Raw genomic sequence first — 21,432 nt, forward strand, 5'->3', positions numbered from 1 at the left:
TGGTGTCTCTTAATAGTCGGAGCCATTCGACGATCAGGGCCATGACCACACCCGCGCGGTAACAGCAGGCGAGTTTGTCGTATCGGGTAGCGACCCCGCGCCAGTGTTTGGCCTTGTTGAAGGCGCGTTCGATGACGTTGCGCCGCTTGTAGGTGTCCCGATCGAACCCCGGGGGCCGACCACCCCGACGGCCTCGTTTCTTGCGGTGGGCGATCTGATCAGCACGTTCGGGGATCACCGTGCGGATACCTCGGCGGCGCAACAACTCCCGGTTCGCCGCCGAGGAATACGCCTTGTCCGCGATCACCACCTCGGGAATACGTCGCGGCGGACCACCCTCCAGACGAGGAACCGCCACCGCCTCGAGCAGTGGACCCAGCATCGGCGAGTCACCGGCCTGGCCGGGCGTGAGCAACACCGCCAGGCCCCGGCCCCCTCCGTCGGCGACGAGGTGGATCTTGGTCGTCAACCCGCCCCGTGACCGACCGATCGCGTGATCAGCGGATTCATAACCCCGACACCGCGTCGCGACGAGCCCCCGCACCGTGCTGGTGAACCCGCACGACCGTGGAATCGACGCCGGCCACCCAGTCCAGATCGCCGGTCGCATCGGCCAGGGCAAGTAGCGCGATCATCACCCGATCCCACGTCCCGTCGGCGGCATACCGGCGATGACGCTTCCACACCGTCTGCCACGGCCCGAACACCTCGGGCAGATCACGCCACGGACCACCTACCCGCAGCCGATACAACAACGCCTCCACGACCAGCCGATTGTTGGCGAAATTCCGCCCCACCCGACCATCGGACTTCGGCAACAACAACTCCAGCAACTCCCACTGCCTGTCGGTCAACACCTGGAAACGGTTGGTCGAGCTCGCCACGACCACATCATGCACCGACAAGCCCTATCCCACCAATTGGGAGACAGAACCTAGGACGAGTGCTGCTCCGCCGGTTCGGCGAAGAGGTGGTCCAAGTAGTCCTTGTCGTCCGGCAGGTAGTTGCGCAGATCTGCGGCCAGGTCCCGGCCGTCGGTCTGGACCCGGTAGGAGTCCTGGACGGCCCTGAGCGTGTGCGGGTCGCGGTTCAGGTGTTCGATGAAGGCCAGCGTGTGGTCGATATCGCGCATTCCCAGCATCGCCGCGACGTACTCGCGCACCTCCGGCAGGTCCGCGTCCGTGCGGGGCGGTGTTACTCCGGGCGGCAGGTCGTACTTCGGTTGCCAGCCCATCAGGCGGGCCAGCCGCAGTTCCTGAGTCGCGGACAGTCGTCCCTGCCGCGCCGCGTCACCGACGACCTCACTCATGGGCCGGCCGGCGATGTCGAGGAAGGTCTCGTCGAGTCGGTGCGCCTCGCCCGCGCTGTCCACAATGGTCAGGACTCGGGCGAAGTCGATCGGCTGGTCGCCGGTCAGCGCGGCGCTCAGTTCTCGCGATGCGGATTCGCTCTCGGACGACGCCGCAACGGTGGCCTCCGCTATCCCCGACAGCGGCTCCTGCCGGTCGCTCGCGGCCGTGCGCTGCTCCTGGTAGGACGGTGTGCCGGACGACCTGGACGGGGGCTCGGCCGAGTCCCGGGTTTCCGATTCGGGTGCAACGCTGTCGGGGAGCAGGACTTCCGCGTCGAGGACCACCATGCCGTTCGCTTCGTCCTTGGTCACGCCCGTGATGCGGTAGCGGGTGTCGCGAGCGAGCAGGAGTTCGTTGTCGCCCGGTACGCCACTGTGCAGTCCGATCCACAGGCCCTGCGTGCCTGGCGGAACGGTGAGATTCAGTCGGTAGGTGCAATAGCGGCCGTCCGGCATGGTGGCCAGGTCCCGACCGACCGAGGTGGACAGGTAGCCGGGTTCCTGCTGAACGGTGCCGAGAAGCTGTTCCGGGTGAGTACTCAGTGAGGGCAGGGGTTTACCGTTGTCGCCCCGCAGGAAACCGATATGGGTCAGGCCGCGCACGACGCGGACCGGTTCGGTGTTCGGCAGCGGTCGGATCGCCTGATCGAGTGTGTGGATCCCGTGCTCGAGCACGTCGAGACTCGGTGACGCGCCGAAGTAGCGCTGGAAATTCGGGCGCAGTGTGCGCCGTTGGAGCTGATCATCGGTGAAGAGTTGTGCGAACGTCGATTCCGGGTCGCTCTGCGTCAGGATCGCGTGCAGGAGGCACCAGGCCGTACTCGCGCGGTGCGGATCGGGAATCACCTCATGGACATGCGCTTCCCCGGATTTATAGTGCTGCGCGAGTTCGGCGAACGAGGGCTCTCGCTGCCCGTTCAGTTCGGTGAGCAAGTCGAGGCATTCGGTGGCGGTCCGTCCCCGATCGATCACTTTCCCCGCCGCGGCGCTGCCTTCCCGCAGGAGGGTTTTGTTGATCGCAAGAGCGTGAAAGGCCCAGGCCGCATGCTGTTGCGTCGGGGTGAGCAGATGCCATTGGTTCAGCACGCTCTCGCCGTACTTCAAGCCCGCGTCGTCGGAATCGAAGACGCGGACGCCGTTCTCGTCGAAATGTCCGAAATCGGCTGGGTCGGTTCCGGTCGGGGCGCTCGGTCGCCATGCGTATTCGGGGGGTGGTGCGTAGGCGACCGGGGAGTGCAGGTCCTCGAGGTGGAGCTGGAACGGGGCACCGCCGGCGGTTGTCGCCATGCGGAGGTGGTCGGGGTGCTCGGCGGAGGCGTAGAGCAAGGTGAACGCGGTATCGGCGGGACCGTGCTGGTAGACGTCGCGAGGTGCGTCGGGACGCAACACGACGACATTGAGGCCCAATTCCTGCGCGGCGATGGGCAACAGATCGGCGCTCATCAGGTGGTCGGTGGGCAGTTTCGGGTCGCGCACCACGTCGAGCAGGTACCGCAGCCGCTGCTGCGCGCGTTGCCGGACAGATTCGTCGAACTGCCGGACCGATTCGTCGAATTGTTCGATGCGCAGAGCTTGCGCCGCGCTCATGGGCAGGTCGTCGTTGCTGCCGATCTCGCCGCTCATGCGGAGAGCGACCGTCCTGCTGATCAGCTGCCATGCTTCCTTGTTCTGCTCGATTTTCGCGCGGGCTCGGCGGAGCGTCTCGACCCGCCATTCCCGCTGCCCGGCGGGGGTGAAGGAGGACAACGGCTCGACGTAGTTCTCGAGGTTGGCTTCCATGCGCCGAGCCAGTGCGGTGCGCACCGCCGCGATGTTCGGGTGTCCGGAGGCGCGCGCGAGGACGCTCAGCAGACGGTTGCCGTCCTCGGGCGATGATTCCCAGGTAGGCGGTGACGATTCGGCGACGTCGTGTTCGGGCATCTGTGTGCTGCCCGGTCGAAGGTTCCGCGTCACCAGCGCGCGGATTCTGTGGAACGACGTTCCTGATGGCCCGGGTCGACTGTCGCCGACCGTCGAGGCGGACGCGGTCTCGACGGATGCCGCAGGGGTGACGTGATCGCGCAGCCGCGACATGAAACGTCCGAGACGACGCGAACCGAGGCGACGGTCAGGACCGGCGGTGGAGTCGGAATCTGTCGCACTGCCGTCGGCTAGCGGAACACCGACGCTGCGCGGGGTCGATCGCGATCCGGTATCGCCACCGGGATTCGAGGTACCGCCCGCTCGACCGGGCCCGGGGCGGTCCGAGCGGTTCTCGGGCGCCCCGATGCGGATGTCGGACGGGAAGGTGGGCACAGTGACACCGCGCGGGAAGAGCGGACGGGGTGTGCTTTCCCCGGGGGTGAACAAGATGGCGTGCACGGCGGCGGGTCGGCGTTGCCCGGGCAGCGTGTGTGTCGGGTCGGCGGCGTCGTATACGCGGACGGTGCCGCCCTCGTTGACCATCCGATAGGCATGCGCGCCGATGCCGTTCGCGGCGGGAGCGGTGTGTTCGGCGACGACGAGTGCCTGCGCGCCGGGGCCCTGGATCATGAGATTCCGGACGATGGCGCGGTCGTCGGGGTAGCCGCGCAGCTTGGTGCCGGCGGCCCGCTCCAACTCGCGGCGCGAGTGGCCGGCAGGCGAGGAGCGGTGCTGCGGTATCCGGATCTTGCTCTGGCGCATATTGTTTCGGATCGCGGTCAGAGTCGCCACGACACAGTCGGTACCTTCGCGCAGGACGATGGCGGGCGCGTCCGCCCGGTCGGTGACCGCGGTGAAGGGCGTCGTGCCGTCGCCGCGCACGGGCTCCGAAGACCGTTCCGGCACGGCGGTGCGGTGACGTAGCCCGTGCAGGGGTGCACGGAACAGGTCGCGGAGGTGGCGGCGGTTTGATACCTCCCCGGAGGGGCGGGGTGGTGTCGCTCCGACTTCCCGGCTGGGGAGGGCGCGAACACGGGAGAGGAAGCGTCGCAGTCGGTTCGATGCGGTCCGTGCATCTCGGGAACCGGCGGTGTCACCGGGGTGCGTCGGGGTCGCGGTGTCCGTCGGGGTCGCGGGCTGCGTCGAGATGACGGGCTGCGTCGAAGTGGTTTCGCCGGTTACGGGAGCCGCGCGGCCCGGCATTACCGGTGCCGGCAGGGTCGATTCCGTACCGACCTCGGCCGGTCGCAGGTCCCCGAGCGCGGCTCCTGTGTAGCGGTCGACCCTCGGAGGCCGCACGGCAGCCTCCGGCAACGCCGCCCCTGACTCGTCGGTGCTGTAGATCGACTCGTCGTCCTCGGACAGATCCAGCCAACTCTCGGTCCGTGGCACGGCGCCGATGGCGTCGAGAAGTACCGACGGCGGGAGGGCGGCTTCGATGTCCGAGTCGTCGGACTCCTCGAAAATCGCGGTCGATGTCACCGGGCGGGCCGGGGCGGCGTGGTCGCCCGGGAAGCTTCCGTCGGAGAACCTCGCCGTGCGCCGTCGCGGAACCGTGTGCGCCGGAGTGCGCACGATCGCTGCCGAATCGGCCTCGGTGGTCTCGACATCCCGTGGCACCAGCAGATCCGGGGAGAACTCGTCGGTCGGATGCTCGGAAAGCTCCGGCAAACGGAAGGACTCGAAGAATTCCTCGGTCCGCACGTCCGCACTCGGTGAGGTGAGCAGTCGTGGGTCGACGTCCGGTGCTGGGCCAGCTGTCGACGGGCCGAATCTCCGGGGGCGTGCTGCCGGACTGCTCCGACGCGACGGCAGGAGGTCCGACAGCGACACGGTCGACGCGGGTCGTTCGACGAATTCGCCCGATTCGAACGACTCCGCGTCGTCGTCATCGGTCAGCGCCGACCGGATGTTCTCCAGCCGCAGCGGTGTCGGCCGTGCCCGCGGGTCCGTCGTCTCGCGGCCCGAGGAGGATTCGTCCTCGGACAGGTTCAGCCAGCTGTCGCCCGACAGCGGCTTCGCGGTCGGCGAGACAGCGACGGCTTCCGCCGGCGGATCGAGGGTCGGCAGTCCGTCGGCGACCGGGTCGATACCGTTCGATTCCACGGGCGACGGGGAAGCGGCTCCCGCCACGGGTACGGCCAGATGGTAGTGCTCGTGGGCGATCAGCACCGAGCCGTCGGCGTCCGCCCCGGTGTCCTCGCCGAGGGTCCATCCGTGCCGGACCTCCCGGCTGTACAGGCGTATCTGCACACCCTGTTGTGCGAGTGCGGCCGCAAGGGCGGTGGGTACCAACTCGAAAACGCCTACCCGCCAGACTCCCCGCTTCCTGACCTGCTCGACCTGTCTGTCGTAGATCGCTCGGTATCGGGCGATGGTCTCGCGCGGAATCTCGGCCCTGCGCTCTTCGGGAGTCAAGGTCCTGCCCGCGTTTCCGGGCCGGACCAGGGTCGCCAGGAACTGCGCGAAATACGACTCGCGATTCGGACCGGACAGCTCATCGGCGGCCAGACCTCGCAGACGCCCGATCCGCTGATCCAGTTCCGCCAATGACCCGGCCGAGGTGGGGTAGACGATGCGTTCGACTGCGTGGGGGAAGCAGTCCCCGTCGTTGGGCATCGATTCCCACACGTGTCCGTCGGGTGCCGCAACGCCGTTCACGACGAGTGCTCGCCGCCCCTCGGTTCGGTAGATCCATGGCGGCACGCGGACGCCGCCGCCGTCCGGGGCGGAAACCGCAAGTTTGCCCTTCCGGCCCTTCGCACGCCTCTTGCCCTCGGGCCGCCAGAGTTCCCGTCGCCGTCGGGGGCTGTCGGTGGGTGTGGGTGTGCCGCCGGTCTCGACAGCAGGCACCGGCACACCATCGGACCCGACAACAGGCACCAGCGCACCATCGGACCCGACAACAGGCACCGGCACACCATCGGACCCGACAGCGGCTCCGGAGACATTCGCGCTCGGTGGCGGTGTCTCGATGGTGCGTACGACCATGTCACCGGTGACCCAGACCGTCCCGTTGGGGCCGCTGACCTCGATGAGCGCGACCGCGCGCAGGCGGTGACCGGCGGTCGGCGCGTTGGTGCGGTTCAGGTCACGCAGGACATTGCCGACGACATCGACCCCGCCCTTCGTCTCGATCTGTCCGCCCAGCGGGAAGGAGGTGAAACCGGCGCGCCAGTTCTGGTCGTCGGTCAGCGGCCCGGTATAGGCGAAGCTCGGCGCGATCAGGGTGCCGTGTTCCTCGCTGGACCCCATGCTGTTGGGCGAGAACTTGAAGCGGTCGATGGCGATCGACTCGGTGGAGTCCTCGGGGCGCGGCGAGTAGAGACTGACCTTCATCCGGACGCCGTCGAGCTCGGTCTCGTCCGGGTGTCGCTGCGGGGTGGGGACGTGGGCAGCGGGTTCGACGTTCAGGAACGACGCGGTCGACTGCGGCCCCAGCGCGGTGACGCCCGCGCTCGCGGCCAGTGTGACGAGGCGGTTGTTGGTGGCCTCGACCGAACGGGTGGCGTCGTTGGTCTGCGAGGCGTCGTCGACCGCGAGCAGTGCGGCCGCCAAGTGCGCTGCCCCGTCGAATTCACGGATCTCGAAGGACAGTTGGGGCACCCAGGGGACCGGCGACAGCAGTTCACGAACGGCGCCCGGTACATCGTCCGCGGGCTCGATGTGGTGACCGGCCTCCAGGTCGATGTCCGTACCGTCGGGGTCGGTGAGTACGAAGCGGGTGGGACGCAGTTCGCTCGCCGACGGATCGAATCCGAAGATCGCCGGCTTCGTCCGGGGTACCTGCGGCGCGTCGGAACCGGGAGCGCCCGGCAGGGGCCGCGTATCCGAAATATGTTGACGTACGTAGGAAACAGCGCCGACCGTGGAGGATTCGACTGTGGTCGCCGGTGGAAGTTCCGCCGGAACCAGCCCTCGAGCGACCGCCTGCCATTGCCCGGCCATGATCAGCGCGTCGCCGATCTTGTCGTACAAGTACGTCGACAGTGCCTCGGTCATCAGGCGTGAGTCGACGGTGACGGTGTATTCGGTCGGAACCTCGAACTCGTACTGGGCGTCGGTGCTGCGCTGCCAGGCGCTGATGTCACGGGTGGAATTCTGGACGTCGCTGTGCTTGCCGCTGCGGCCGACGGCCCCGGTGAATGCCGGACGATGGCCACGGTCCTTGGTCTCGGTGCCGGTATTCTGGCCGCCGAGTGTGACACTCAGTTGATTGCCTGCCGTTCGACTGGTGGCGACGCTGCTCGCATCCGGTTCGAGCAGGGCATTGCCGTCGGCTCGGATGTGCCGGTGGACGTTGTCCAGAGCGGCGGTGCGGGGTATCTGCTTGCCTTCGATGGTGTCGAGAGTCTGCCCGTCGGGCATGTCCTCGTCGCGCCGCGGGCGGGTGCTGAAGGTGACCCCGACCAGACGCGGGAAAGCTCCACTGCGGTCCACGAAGTGGAAGGTGTGTCGGCCCTCGGATCCGGCACCGGCGAGATTGCGGACGCCGAAACTCGTGGTGTGCTCGTTGATCAGTGGCACCACGCCCGGGTGATAGTTGGCCGATCCGACAATGGTCGCGCCCGGAGCGACCTTCTCCACCAGTTTCGTGGCGGCGTCCTCGAGGGCGCCACGGCCGTCGTCGAAGACGACTTCGGTGACCGAGCCGAAGGACAACTGCGCCTTGGCGGTCTCGGGATCGTCGAGACGTTTACCGACGTAGGCGTCGGGGAGCAGGCGGCGTTCGGTCGGCACCCACTCGTCGTCCTTCTTCACCTGTTCCAGGGGCACGACCGGCGAAGATTCCCCTTCGCTCTCGGCGTGCTGCTCCACGAGTTTCAGGTATTCGGGGTGGTTGTGCAGGTCGTTGTCGGTGAGGAAGAACTCGAACCGCTCGGGGCCGTCGACGATGCGGGTCCGGCTGCTGTAGGGCTTGTCGTGCGACAGGCCGCTGAGCCACAGCAGGCGCTGCGCCGCGCTCCACATGATATTGCGTAGGCCCACCTTCACCGTGACGCGGTAGTGCCCGTCGGCGACGAACCGATACACGTTGTCGCCGTAGTCCGAGGTGACCCGCATGGTGTCGGTCGAGTCGGCGGAGGTGACCTGTTTGCTGGTGGAGTCGTGGCCCTGCCAGCCGCCGCTGGGTCGGAAGCTGTCCTCGGCGCTCTCACCGTAGCTGCCCTGGACGATGACACCGCCACGGTTGCCCTTCTTGGTGGTGGTGCTCGTCGCGGTGGTGTTCGTACCCTCCAGCCAGTGTTCGGTGTCGATCGGCACCGCGCCGCGGAACTCGATGTTGTCGAAATAGCCCCGGATGTCGACGCTGTAATCCGTCCCGGCCACGCTACCGGGGACCTCGCTCTCGAACTTGTAGGAGTCACGGAATATTAGTGGCGCGAAGGAGGTCAGGTGGTGCGGCGACAGTGAAGTGTGCACGACGGACTGGACCGACGAGGCGGCGTTCGCCACCGGGATTCCAAATGCGTTGCGCCACAACCATTTACCTGTCTCGTTGGCGGCATTCACCATCCGATTGCCGACCTCGGACCAGGTCGGCCCCTCGTCGTCCGCGACCGTCTCGTCGTCTTCACGCCAGGTGCCGGGGATCCTCCCGAGGGCGTCTTCTTCCGGTCCGGCTTCGCTGTCGGACAGCAGGAAGGTCGGCGGGTCGCCGAGGTCGACCTCCTCCCAGGCGGAGCGATCCGATTCGTCCATCAAGAAGGTGTCGGGATCGGGCAAGGGAGCTGAGCCCAGGTGTGTGGCGTCGAGGGACGATCCGTCGTCCAGGAATGTGCCGGTCGGTCGGAGGTCGGTGATGTCGACTTCTCCCGACGCGGGCCGCGCCAGTTCTTCCATCTCGAAGGAGTTCGGATCAGGCAGAGGGGTGTCCGTCTCGACCCGTCGGCCCGCCTCCAGGTCGGGCGACCCGGCCCTCTCGGTCCGGGCCTCCCGTGACCCGAACCACGCCGTCACGGCTTTGTACCAGGGGGTCGGTGCGGGCGTATCCGGGCCGACCGGCGTCGAGACCGGCAGTATGTCGCCGGGAGTCGCCGGGAACTCACCGGGTATGGGCCGGTGCGCATCGTCCAGATTCTCGGCGGCCTCGCGTTCGATGTCGCCGATGGCTTCCAGCACGGCCTTTTCCAGGATCTCACCGACGGGGTGCGCGGCGATGACCGCGGACAGCGGCAGTCTGCCGACTCCCTTCTCGATCGATACCTGCGCGGCCAGACCCAGTCGCTCGTCGAACTCGGCGAGTGCGGCGTCGTCGGTGGCCGTTAGGGTGCGCAGGGTCGGTTCGGGCAGCAGCCGGGCGGCGGTGTCGGGATCGTCCGAGGTCAGATAGGTCGGGACGGCGAGGTGGAGGCTGCCCTTGGCCTCGACCGGATCGGGAGCCGTGCCGTGGCTGTAGGCGATCTCCACGAAGTACCGGGTGGGTATTCCGAAAATCTGGAGACCGGGCTGTTCGGCCTTGGGGCCCGGGCTGAAGGTGTAGTTCTCCTCGGCGTGGTTGTGGCCGCTCTCGACCGCCTCGGAGGTGCTGCCCGTCCTGTCGTAGGCGCCGTCGATACTCGACAGCGGTTGGCTGCCGTCGAGGTCGACATCGAGCGGGTTGGTGAACGAGAACCCGGCGCCCGCGTCCCATGCGAACGGCGAATTCTCCGAACGTTCCGAGCTGGTCAGGATGATGCCGGAGTAGTTCATGGTCTGGACGTGCGGCAACATCCACTCGTGGCTGACGCCCTGGTCACGATCGACCCCCGGGGCGAACTTGCCGTCCGGTGTCCCGTAGGCCCGGGCGGCTCGGATGGTGACGCTGATGCGCTCGTTGTCGAACCCGTTGGACTTCTCGAACACGGTACGGGCGCCACCTTGGAGCATCTCGTCGACCGTCCCGAGGCGATTCATCCGGGCCTTGATCTGCGCGAGCTTCTTCGCGTTCTCCAAGCGCTGATTCCGGGTGGCGTCGAAGTCGAGAATCCGCGACTGCTCGCTATCGGGAGGCAGGAAACCCTTGTCGGCGAGGAACGATCCGATCGTGTCGAACAGATCCGGTGGGATGTCGGCATCGAGCGGCGTGGTCATCAGCCCGAGTTGTTGCAGGTCCAGTAGATCTCCGGGCAGATAGCGACGTTGCGTGCCGGTGGGCGCACTGCCGAGCGACGCTTTCGACGGCACCAGCATGTTGATCGGGTAGCGCTTGCCCGGCGCCCCCTCGTTGCCCGCGGAAACTTCGGCCGGCGCCAGCGGGGTACCCGGCGCGGCCTCGACGGCGGGGCCATCGGGACGCACGAACTTGACCCTGATCTCCATATCCGGTGTGGTGTGCAGCAGATTCGCGACCAGTCGAAGCGCACGCGAGGTATAGGCCCTGCCGCCGTAGGCGATGCTCTGGGTGTGCTCGTGCGAGGCGCCGACCCTGATCGGGGTGAGGTTCGCTCCGATCGGCGCGTATCCGGACTTCTTGTCGGCCTTGCCTTTGCCGAGGCCGAACGACACTGCGACAGTAGCGCCGAGCACGTTGGCGATCTTGGTCGCGGCGGCGGTGCGCAGTGCCCGCAGCACGTTGTATTCCAGTCGGGAGGCATTGGGTGTGGTGGTGGGGCCGGTGAGGGTGGCGCCACCACGGAACGCGGCGATCTCCATCTCGAAATATCCCAGCATCTCCCCCGATGCGGTGTACATGGTCGGGGATGCCACCGAACCGCCGTGCATCATCGGGACATTGGCGCGGATGTTGCCACCGAAGAACTCGCGCAGTTGACTCGCGGAGGTCTGGGACATCTCCGCGACCTGGTCGGGGAACGAGGCCATCACGTCGGCGAAAAGCCGGTCGTGGTGCGGGAAGTCGAGCGGACCGTAGAAGGGCAGTCGTTGCACCGACAGATGCGGTTCGCGATTCGCCGGATCGGGTTGGAACGGCAGCGGAACGGTCGCATCGTCGGCCGGGTCGACGACCGGTATTCCGGGACTCTCGTCCAGATACTTCGGGAACCAGGCCACCAAGTCGTCCGGCGCGGGCTCCAGGATGGGCATCCACCCCGTCGCCCTGGGCAGATCCGGCGAGAGCACGCCCTGCACGCCGTCGTCGTTGAGGCGCATCTCCCACAGCATCTCGAAATCGTGCGGGACCGCGGCGGCCTCGGTGCTGCGTTTCTTGATCACCGACTGGATCGTGGCGAGAACCGTGGCGGCCGAAGACATCTGATTGTGCGCGAAATGGGGTCGACCCGTCAGTCCCACCTTGAGGAAGGTGTGATCCATCACGTCCCACAGATGGGTGAGGGTGAGTCCGACCGCACGCAGACTCTGACTGCCCGCGGAGTCACCGGTCTCGAAGAAGCCGAAGGTCCATTTCTGGGTGCTCACCGTCGGGCCGCTGTTGGGCCGGGAAGTATCGCGCGCGCGCAGTTTCAGCCGCAGGAACACCGGATACGGTTTGCCCTGGTACTCCACGCTCAACGGCATTCCCGACTCGCTCAGCAAGCGGTCCATCTCCGCCGTGGTCAGGCGCTGGGTGAGCTTCCGGTTCACGGCCTCACGGAAACTCTCGTCCGGCGCGCCCTCGGGGGAGCCACCCGGTGTCACCTTGTGTACGAGGCTGTCGAGCTTGGCGGCGACCGGGCCGGTCGTCAGGATCCGGTCGACGGAGGTCCGGAACTCGTCGTCGACGTCCAGCGTCGCCACGATGTCCCGGATCTGCTCGACGGCGAGATCCGGATTGTATTCACGCACGTCCGCGAGCCACTGCTGCGCCTCGTGCCTGCCGCCCCGGGTCTCCACAGTGTGGATGACGTGCGTGCGCAGCCAGTCGATCGTTCGTTGCGGAATGTGGTCGATATCGATCAGGTCCTCGGCGCCGCGCCGGTTGGCGCCGAAGTTCTCGACCGCGTGGCTCAGCGGACGCTGACCGATCAGCGTGGTCGCCGACAGGTCGGCCAGGTTTCCGTGCACAGTCAGTGCCGGGTTGCCCTCGGCGTCGTAGAGCACCGCGTGGGTGCCCTCCAGTTCGCGCGGGACACTCGGCGGGAAGGCCCTGGTTGCGGCGTCGGCGGAGTCATGGACCTCGAGGGCGCCGTCGTCGCCGACGCGCAACAGGTAGGCGTGCGCCCCGACGCCGTTGCCGGAGTCGGTGTGACCGCGATAGTCGTCCACCACCAATGCCACCGCGCCCGGCCCGAGCTCGCTCAACTGGGCGGCGATGTCGTCGTGATCACGGAATCGCACCAGCGACGCGCCCGCCAGATCCGCCACGAGGTCAGCGGTGATGCCGATGCTTCGCGCCAGCGATTCGAGCGCCGGCGCGGGTGGTCTCCCCGTGAATTCCGTGAGTTTCCTCAGCGCGACCACGACACAGTTGACAGGCGAAGGGAGGCGGTCCGACGGCTGTTCTCGTGTTCGGGTCGTCGGTAGCACCGTCGATCCGTCGCTGTCCGGGACTCCGTACCGCCCCGCGGAATTCGTGCCGAGGCGCTGGTCGGATTCCGCGACAGCGGACCGATCCGATGCGAAGTCGAGCGTGGCCGAACTCGTGCCGAACGCCGCGCCCAGGTTGTGCGGGCGGACGGTTCGCGACCCGACGTGGACGGTGGTCGCGGTGCCGTTGTGGTGGCTGCCCTCGCCGAAGTCGCGGGCGCCGAGTGATTGCGTGCGCAAGGACGGCAGGCGATCGGGCCGTGGACGAGCCGGCGCGCCGTCATCGGTATTCGAGGTCACACCCACGGAGTGCGCGGAGGTGATCTCGGATACCGATGAAGACTGCGATTCCGGCGTGGTGGGGGCGGCGGACAGCACGGGAGCGCCGTTCTCCCCTGACCTGAACCGCGAACGCATCGAACGCCCGGAACGCGTGAAGAACTCGGCGATGCGGGCCGTCCGGTCGGGCCGTTCCGGGGCGAGTTCGACCTGCCCACCCGCCGGAAGCGGGGTGGCGGGCGAACGTGTGTCGGCGGGGCCTGCGATGGAAGTCCGGATCGTCTCTGCCGAGGCCATGATGTAGCTGATCCGGCCCTCGGGCAGCGAGGTGAGTTCCGTCAGCGGCCGCTCACGGAACTCCTCCGGATCCCAGACCAGGATCTCCTCCGGGGCGAACGCCGCGCCGGAGTCGGCCCGCTCGGGGAACAGCATCGCCAGGGGGGAGCCGCCGTCGAACATCACCACGGCCATCGAGCCGACCCCGAAACCCTCGAACCGAGCCGCGATCTCACTCATTTGTTCGGTGGACGAGGCGTTGCGGGGTCCGGGCGGCGGCACCCAGGAGGTGTCGAACATCCGGGCCAGATCCGTGATCTCCCCCGGGGTGATCAGCGATTCCCGGGTACGCGGCACCCCCATCTCGGTGTCACCCCCGGCCAACAACTGGTTGATGAACTCCACCGAGGGTTCCTCGCCGAACTCCGCGCGCATGTCCCGGAACTCGCGCACCGAATCCGCCAGTGTCACGAGGTAATCGGGATCCGGTTGCCGCAGGGCGTGTTCGATCACCGCCCGATCCCGATCGTTCAGGTCGGCCCGGCCACGCAGGTCTTCCAGATCGGCTCGCGTCAGCAGCGCGGGATCGACGCCGGTCAACGCCGTCAACGCCGTGAAGACGGCGTCGTCGTCGCGCAGACGCTCCTGGTCCGCGGGGGTCCACCGCTCACCCGAGTACGCGGGAGCACTGTTCTCACCGGGAGAATTCGACGGCCGACGACGGATGCGCCGAAGGATCGAAGCGGTGAACCGCGCGATCCTCGCCCGACGCCCCGGCCGGTCCCCCTCGACCCGGATCCCGACTCCCGTGCCCGTCGGATCGCGCCGACCCGAGGCGACCGCCTCCGCCGCGCTCACGCCGGACAGCGCGAACGACACCGCGCCGAAAGGCATTTCCAACCGCAGTCCCGACACGGAGTTCATCAGGGCGCCCGCCGCCACGTCCCACCACATCACACCCTCGGCACTGCCGGGCGCCGCCAGCACGAGCAGTACACGCGCCCTTTCCTCGATCGCGCCGAACTCGACGACGGCGAATGCGCCCAGTGGTAACTGCCGCACCTGCTCCGCGATGGTTCTGAGCGCCGGATAGGGCGCCATCGGCCCGCCGAACCTCCCGTCCCGACGTCTTTCGAGCACGGGTCGCAGCGGCGCACCGGTCCGCGCCTCCAGGATGGTGCGGGCGACGAGGTTGAGCCGCCGCACCTCGCGCCAGTCCGTGTCTGCGCCGATCGGGTCGTCGAGCAGGGCCGGGAGCCGAAACTCACCACCGAGTGTCGATATCGCCGCCGCGGCGGCCTCATAACCGATAACGATCCGTCCGAGTTCCGGCTGCGCCGGTAGCCAGATCGTCGGATCGGTGCGCAGCCTCGGCAACAGATCGCGGGCCGCCGCGCGATATTGCGTTCTGAATCGGGCCGCCTCGATGAGCTGCCCGCGCGAAGCCCCCACCACCGTCAGATCCGTCGCCGCCGCGGCCAGAGCCGGCGAGATCTCGGAGGTGAAACCGGCCAGTCTGGGCATGAACCACCGTGGAGCACCATCTTCCGGAACCACCACGCCCACCGCGTAATCCACCGGGTCGGTCGAATCCGACGCGGGATCGAGTACATTCGCCGGCACCTTCATCTGGACATAACCGACCGCCCCGACCCCGAGCCTGCCCATCCACCCTTGTATCTGCGCGAAAGCCGCCGGACTGGTCGGCGCGTCGAACACGGCATCCGGACGCATTCCGCGGCTGCCCATCCACTCCTCGACCCGGCCCAGATCCGTCGACGGTCGATCGAGCGCCGCCGGACCGACCACCGGACCCGCCACATCCGGCTTCCCCTGGAAATCCGACAGATACGCCCGAACGACCAACGAGAAGTTCCCTTCTCGCCCCGGCTCCCAACTCACCATCCGACGCCACAACGACTCGTACGCCGGTGGCTGCGTCATCGGATCGACCAACTCCGCGACCTCGCCATCGGGCCCGCCCCGCAGCGCTGACAACTCCTCACGCAACCCCGGATCCGGCTCACCGTAACGACCACGATGCGAATCCGCCGAAGGCAACGGCAACGGCACGGTCTCGCCGACGAACGCATCGATGCTGTCGTCCCACGGCGCCGGACCGGCCGTGGTCGCCTCGGTGGGCCAGGTCGGCTCGGCCTGTCCGGTCGTCTCGGCGGGCCAGGTCTGCGTGGCAGGCACGACCATTCGTGGGGGTTGTCCCAGGCCGAGTTCCTCCGCGAGTTCCTCCGGGCTGGGCACGACCTCACCGTCGAGGCGCATCTGATGATCCATCTCACGGCTCGGCGACATCATCGGCCGCGCCGATATCGGCATCCACGTCCGCCCGAAAGCGGCGAGATCCCGGGCAGACCCCGGCTCGACCTGTCCGGACATGTTGTCGAGTACGACATCCGAACCGGCACTCACGTATTCGAGACGCTGCGCACCCGTGAGGGGGATCTCCCGGAGTGTGAGAGTGCGCCCCGACATCGTGTCCCACCACACCGGCTCGGAGACACCCTCCGCCGCCGGGAACGACACCACCCACGGACGACCGTCGAACAGAACCGCCGCGACCCGACCACCGGGCCCCCCCGACCGCACTTCCGCATCGATGACCCGTGGATCCCGCGTCACCTTCACCTCGGTCGGCGGCCCCATCGACGCCTCGGTGAACAGACCCGCCAGATCCGTCAACTGGAACGCTTCGTCCTCGCCCAGGTCGAACTCGTGGCCCTCGGGAACGAACTCCGCACGCCCGGGCACCGCCATCCGCGGCCGGCCGAGGGCGGTCGACACCCCCGCCCGCAACACCTCGAACACCGAATGTTCGCGCCCCGGACCGGCGTCGAACACCAACAACGAGGCGGGGGTCTCTCCACTCGGACCCGGCCGCCCGGGATGCGGATGCGCCTGGAAACCCTTGCCGGCGGCGAGTTTCGGAACCGAACTCGCCAGCCTGATCCGGTGCTTGGCCGCCGCCGCGACCAACTGTCCCGTCGCCGCCGCGAACTCGACCTCCGCCACTCCCGACGCCAACCCCAGATCGGCGATCTCGACAGATATCGATCCCGTCTGCGGATCCACCCACATCGGACCATCCGCACCTGCCGGATACACCAACGCCAGAACGTGACCGCCGTCCGCCAACGGCGTCTTCCCCTCAGCGGCGGACCGCACTTCCCCCGAGTCGGGATCGGTCTTCTCCCACCGCACGCCGACCGCCGCGAACGACCCCGGACCCAGCTGCCTCATCTTCTCGTAGACGGCGTCGAAACGCTGCTCGACCGGTAGGAACGTGCCATCCGGCAGACGACCGACCCGCAACCCGTGCGAACCCAACCAGCGCCGCAACACCGCCAGGTTCCCCGCCCCCGAATCGAGCGGATGGCCGCCCACCTTGCCCGGCGCCAGATCGGGCTTGCCCAGGAAGGTCGACAAGTACGCGTGAACCGCCAACGCGCAGTTGGAGATATGAGTCAACGCCAACGGCCGCGGACCATTGATCGACCGACCCAACAACACGCCGTCGGCCAGTTCGGTATCCGGACTCGCGTAGGCCCGGAACGTGCCGTCCGGCAGGCGCATACCGTCGCGCAGACGTTGCAGGGCCGCGAGATTCACACTGCCGTATGTCTTCTCGAAATGATCCCGCGAAGGAAGCGGAATCAGAGCCAATTCCTCCTGCGACAGGACTGCCGGCTGCCGCTCGGCGGCGGGCATCGCCGAATGCGGGTCGGATCTCGGCTCCGGTGGCGCCTGTTCCTCCGCGTTCGTCTCGGTGTCGGGCTGCCTTTTCGCGCGGGAAGCGGGCGTAGGTCGCGTTTCCGAGTTGACCGTGACCGCGGCGGCGAGGGCGGCGATCGCGATATCGGTGTCCTCGATGCCGTCGGTGTCGGGCTCGGAGTCGCCGGTGGTGCGATTCTGCGCGGGCGCCGAACGGGTCGTCTCCTGTGACACCGGCGTATGCGGGCGGAGCGGAGCCGTGCTCTCGGTGACCCCCGCGTTGAGCGTGAACGCTCGATCAGGGCCGCGTGGCGTCGTGACCGACCCGGCGCGCGGCAACTCGCTCGCGGGCGTGGCGGGTCGCGGTGCAGAGGTGGACTGGGTGGTCGCCTGCTGTTGACTCGCGGGAGAGTGCTGCTGGGCCGCGACCGGTTGCTGTGTCGCGGGGGACTGCTGCTGGGTCACGGACTGCTGGGACCCGACCACCGACTGCTGGGCGGCGGGGACCTGCTGGGCGGCGGGCGATGGCTGCACCGGGGCCGTTTGGCCGGGCAGCGTGGAGCTCACCGACGATTCCCCGATATCCGAATCCGGCTGGGCCTGCGCCGGATCGCGCACCTCACCCAGAGATTCGGTCGCGGTCTGGACACCTACTCGGGCGTCGGTATTCGCGGAGGTCGTGGACGAGTCGGACATATCGACCCCGACCGGGCGGCCATCCACATCGACCCGGGTCTCGACCGGTGCACCCGGAACCGGGGTGGGCTGCTCGACCGAAGTCTCCGACCGGAACACCACATCCGGTGAATCCTCGCTCTCGACAACCGCATCCACCCGTGGCGCACCCGGTGGAGTCGGTCGAGCTTCGACCGACTGATCCTGCGTCGATTCCTGCCCGCTCACCTGCTCGGACCCGACCGGCTGCCCCTCACCGATCTGCGTGGCAGCGGCGGGATGCGAGGGGGCGCTGTCCGGCATACCCGGCTGCTGCTCGATCGAGGACGGCCGCTCCTCCCCCTCCTGCTGACCCTCCTCCTGCTGACCCTCCTGCTGCTGACCGTCCTGCTGCTGACCTTCCTGCTGCTGGCCGCCCTCTTGCTGCTGGGCACCGTCCTGCTGCTGGCCGCCGTCCTGCTGCTGGCCACCCTCCTGCTGTGTGGAGGTGGTCGACTCTGCCGCACCGGCCTGGACGGGTTGACCGGCGGCCGTCGAGTCGGTGGAGGCCACCACCGACTCCACCGGGAACTGTCCGGCAACAGGGTTCGCTCGCGCGCCCAGATCCGTTCCCCCCGAGAACTGCCCACCCGGCACATACGGCGGCGGCGGCTCGACCGCGCCCGGATCCACTCCCGCCACCACACCCCCCGGGAATTTCTCACCCGAATCATAAGGCGGCGGCGGCTCGAACCCGTCCACATCCAACTCCGCGCCCTCCACCCCCAACCCACTCGGTTTCCCCTCACCCCCACCCAATGCCGCCAGGTTCTGCTGCTGCACCTGAAAATTCCGGAACCCACCCACAGCACCGGGAATCGACCCCTGAATGAACCCACCCACAATCCCCTGCGGCTCGAACGCCGACTCGATCGGCGCACCCACCGCCAACGACCCCGCAATAGACCCGAAAACACCACCCACACCATCCGCCACCGCACCCACCACACCACCCTGAAGCGTCTGCCCCCAATAACTGTTGAACGACTCCGCCAACTTCGGATTCCCCGCATACAGGTCATCGAGTTTCTTGCTCAACCACTTCGCCGCCAGATCACCGGCCACCTCACCCACCGCGCCACCCACCGCCGACGCCATGAAATCCTCGGTGTTGAACTCACGCGCCGTACCACCCGCCAATTGGCCCAACTGGATCGCGGCATTGATGATCATCTCCTCCGCCGCACCTTCGGCCGCCGTCCCCACCACCTTCACCACATCCTCCAGCGACGGCGACACCGTAATACCTTTGAACTTGTATCTCTTCGCCGCCGCCACACCCAATTTCGACGCGATCTTCCCGATCGCCGACATCATCGCCTTCTCCATCGCGGCCATCGCCGCACGCGCCGCCGAAATCGCCGCCAACTCATTGGCCGGAGCCGTCGGCGGGAACAACCACGCCATCGCGATCTCGATCACCAACCAGCACAACGTCACGATGATGTTCAACTTCGCCGACTGGATCTGCGTCCCCATATCGAACGCCGCGTCCGACAACTCCTGGCAGTACCCCGCCAACGCCTCCACCGACTGCTCACCCGCCTCGAGCTCCCCGAAGCGCGCCAGCATCTCCTCACCACCCGCACCCGACACATACGCCTGCGCCGTCGCGGCCTTCGCCGCCGACACCTCATCGCGCAACGCCCGCAGCTCCACCGCCGCACCACCCCACGCCCGCGACACCGCGAACGCCTTGTCCTCATCCCCCTTCGGCCACGGCGCACCAGCCACCCAACCCAACCAGTGCAGATCCTCGGGCAGCTCGAGACTCATCGCCCAACGACTCCGACGACGACCGACGCCCCCACCACCGGATACGTCCTGTCGCGCTGCGCACCGCGACCGGACCGCACATCGGCGCGGTCTACGGTCGTTTGCCGGGTCGCGCAGTCGGTCCGCCGGGGCAGACGACGCGCCGAGCGCACCGTGACATCGCCCTCGGTATCCGGAGACAGGCGGCGGGACTCGCGCGCGCCCTCACCCGCCCGGGGACACGAAGTCCCAGCCGAGTACGGCGGCCACTGCGACTCGGGTGGAATCCGGACGCTCAATACTCAACCGCCCTCGCACGTTCGACCAACCCTGTACAGCTCCCCGATCCGGCGAGGTGTCCTTCTGTCGAGCCGGATCGTGCACATCTTTCGACAAACACTACGCCAACACGATGGGAATGCACGGTGTCACAAGTCGATTGCCACGAAGATGCCCCGCGCCGCCCCCCATGATCGGCAGGTCGCGAGCGGACCGACCGAGGGCAGCGAGACCGCCGACGGAGGAACGAAACTCACCTGTCGGGCCAGGCACAACTACTCGGTAGCACGCCGGTCCAGCAACCCCGATCCGGATCGGATGCCCGTAGATGCAGGAGATTTCGCGTGACTCCTGGGAGGTAGCTGTCGATCGCCGAAAGTGGCGGTTGTGAGGTTACATTCTCGTGAATCCGGCGTTGCGGCGACACACTTCTCGCCGCTGCCACATCCCACCCGCTCCGAGGACGTTGCGGAGTGTGGCATCTGAAATCGTCAAACCATCACGGCTGCAACGCATATTGTCAGCAGAGCAGATGCGAGGTACGCGTGTGACGAAGAAGATCAGGATCCTCGCCGAAGTCCCCGCCATGGACCCTCCCGACAGATTCGGCGCACCGGGCGACCATGGGGGCACCGGCCGAAGCTGTCTCGACCGAGTACGAAGTGTGATCGGAGCCCGCCTTGGCGGAAGACTTCCACGAAAGGCCATCATGAGTGAACGCGACGAATCCACACGACGATCACCCCCTGGGTCACCGTAGGCCTGGATATCGAACTGCGGGCAGCGGCCGAGTTCGCCAACGAACGCGGCTACAACTACCTGGCCGAGGAACATCTACTCGCCGCAGTGCTCACCGATCCCCGTTCCTTCCTCGGGTGGGTGTGGCCGGCCGGGGAGGCTTTGACCCTTGAGCAATTGCGGCAGGTCGTGCGCGACAACCTGCCCCCGGTGCAGGCGGCGACCGTCGGCACCGACAAACCGGTCACCGTCACGACGGTGCGCACCGGGCCGGTCGCCGACTAACTCGATGGGAATTCCTGACCGTTCACATCAAAGTAGACAGTTGCGCCGGTCCGGTCACCATTCGCCAATACACCTATGTGGAAGCCAGGACACCCGAGGTCGACGACAGCGGGGCGGTTTTCGGCGAACCCCTCAGGCTGTAGCGAGCCTTCAGCAATCGGTCAGGGTCACCGCGACAGGCCCGCCGTCACGGCAACGCGGCCCTCGGCACAGCGTTGTGCCACTATTCCCGGCGGGCAGTGCCCCGAACATTCCGCTGCCCACCCTGCCGCGCACACTCGCACCGAAATCCTGAGCCGCAGGGCTCAGCGCGCGCCTCGCATTCGGTGAGCAGTTCGCCACCGCCGTAGCTCTGATCGGGCAGGCCGGTCGTGCAGATCAGCCACAGGTCACGACGTCGGGCGTCGTCCGGTATCTACGTGTGATGGTTTCGCGAACCGCCCGCCGACATCGCCCTCTCGAGGTGCGCACCGTCGTGCTGCTGGGATCTCAGGGTGTTCGGATGGTGATGCGCTCGGGGGTGTCAGATGAGGCTGACGACGGTGGCGTCGCTGATGCCGGTGATCTCGGTGGGGTGAAGAAGGTCTTGAGCGTGACGGTGTCGAAGGTGACGACGCGCCCGTAGTGGTCGAGCAGGTTGGTCATCATCTGGGTGGTCCTCGAGCAACACAGTCCCGTCACCTGACTGGCGCGCCTTCCGTGTCGGCGAGCACCTGTGCGGT

General features: G+C 67.5%; 4 protein-coding genes and 1 pseudogene. 2 read left to right on the plus strand and 3 right to left on the minus strand.

What is annotated here, in order from left to right; translation table 11 throughout:
• Both ON30_RS38610 and ON30_RS30060 read right to left on the minus strand, forming a co-directional pair.
• Window positions 1-890: pseudogene (locus tag ON30_RS38610) on the minus strand (IS5 family transposase); the annotation flags it as partial.
• A 44-nt stretch (window positions 891-934) separates the two neighbouring features.
• Window positions 935-19,429, minus strand: coding sequence for a WXG100-like domain-containing protein (locus tag ON30_RS30060; RefSeq protein WP_040712912.1), 18,495 nt, complete (start codon window positions 19,427-19,429; stop codon window positions 935-937).
• 1,104 nt (window positions 19,430-20,533) lie between these two features.
• Here ON30_RS30060 and ON30_RS41480 point away from each other — a divergent pair.
• Both ON30_RS41480 and ON30_RS41485 read left to right on the plus strand, forming a co-directional pair.
• Window positions 20,534-20,710 carry a hypothetical protein gene (locus ON30_RS41480; protein WP_245554290.1) on the plus strand — a complete coding sequence of 59 codons (177 nt, stop codon included), beginning with the start codon at window positions 20,534-20,536 and terminating at the stop codon, window positions 20,708-20,710.
• A gap of 26 nt (window positions 20,711-20,736) precedes the next feature.
• Entirely contained in the window at window positions 20,737-20,853 is a 117-nt protein-coding gene (locus tag ON30_RS41485) for an MspA family porin (RefSeq protein WP_373282658.1), read from the plus strand.
• Window positions 20,854-21,199: 346 nt separating this feature from the next.
• On the opposite strand, the gene ON30_RS39700 is transcribed toward ON30_RS41485, so the two are convergent.
• Window positions 21,200-21,358 (minus strand): hypothetical protein, encoded by a 159-nt coding sequence (locus ON30_RS39700; protein ID WP_157183947.1) that lies wholly within the window; start codon window positions 21,356-21,358, stop codon window positions 21,200-21,202.
• Between the last annotated feature and the right edge of the window lie 74 nt (window positions 21,359-21,432).

It is taken from the genome of Nocardia takedensis NBRC 100417 (assembly GCF_000308695.1).
GTDB lineage: Bacteria > Actinomycetota > Actinomycetes > Mycobacteriales > Mycobacteriaceae > Nocardia > Nocardia takedensis.

Excerpts from the sequence above, each read along its gene's own strand:
- ON30_RS30060 (WP_040712912.1), bottom strand. The coding sequence starts at position 19,429 with ATGAGTCTCGAGCTGCCCGAGGATCTGCACTGGTTGGGTTGGGTGGCT.
- ON30_RS39700 (WP_157183947.1), bottom strand. The coding sequence starts at position 21,358 with ATGATGACCAACCTGCTCGACCACTACGGGCGCGTCGTCACCTTCGAC.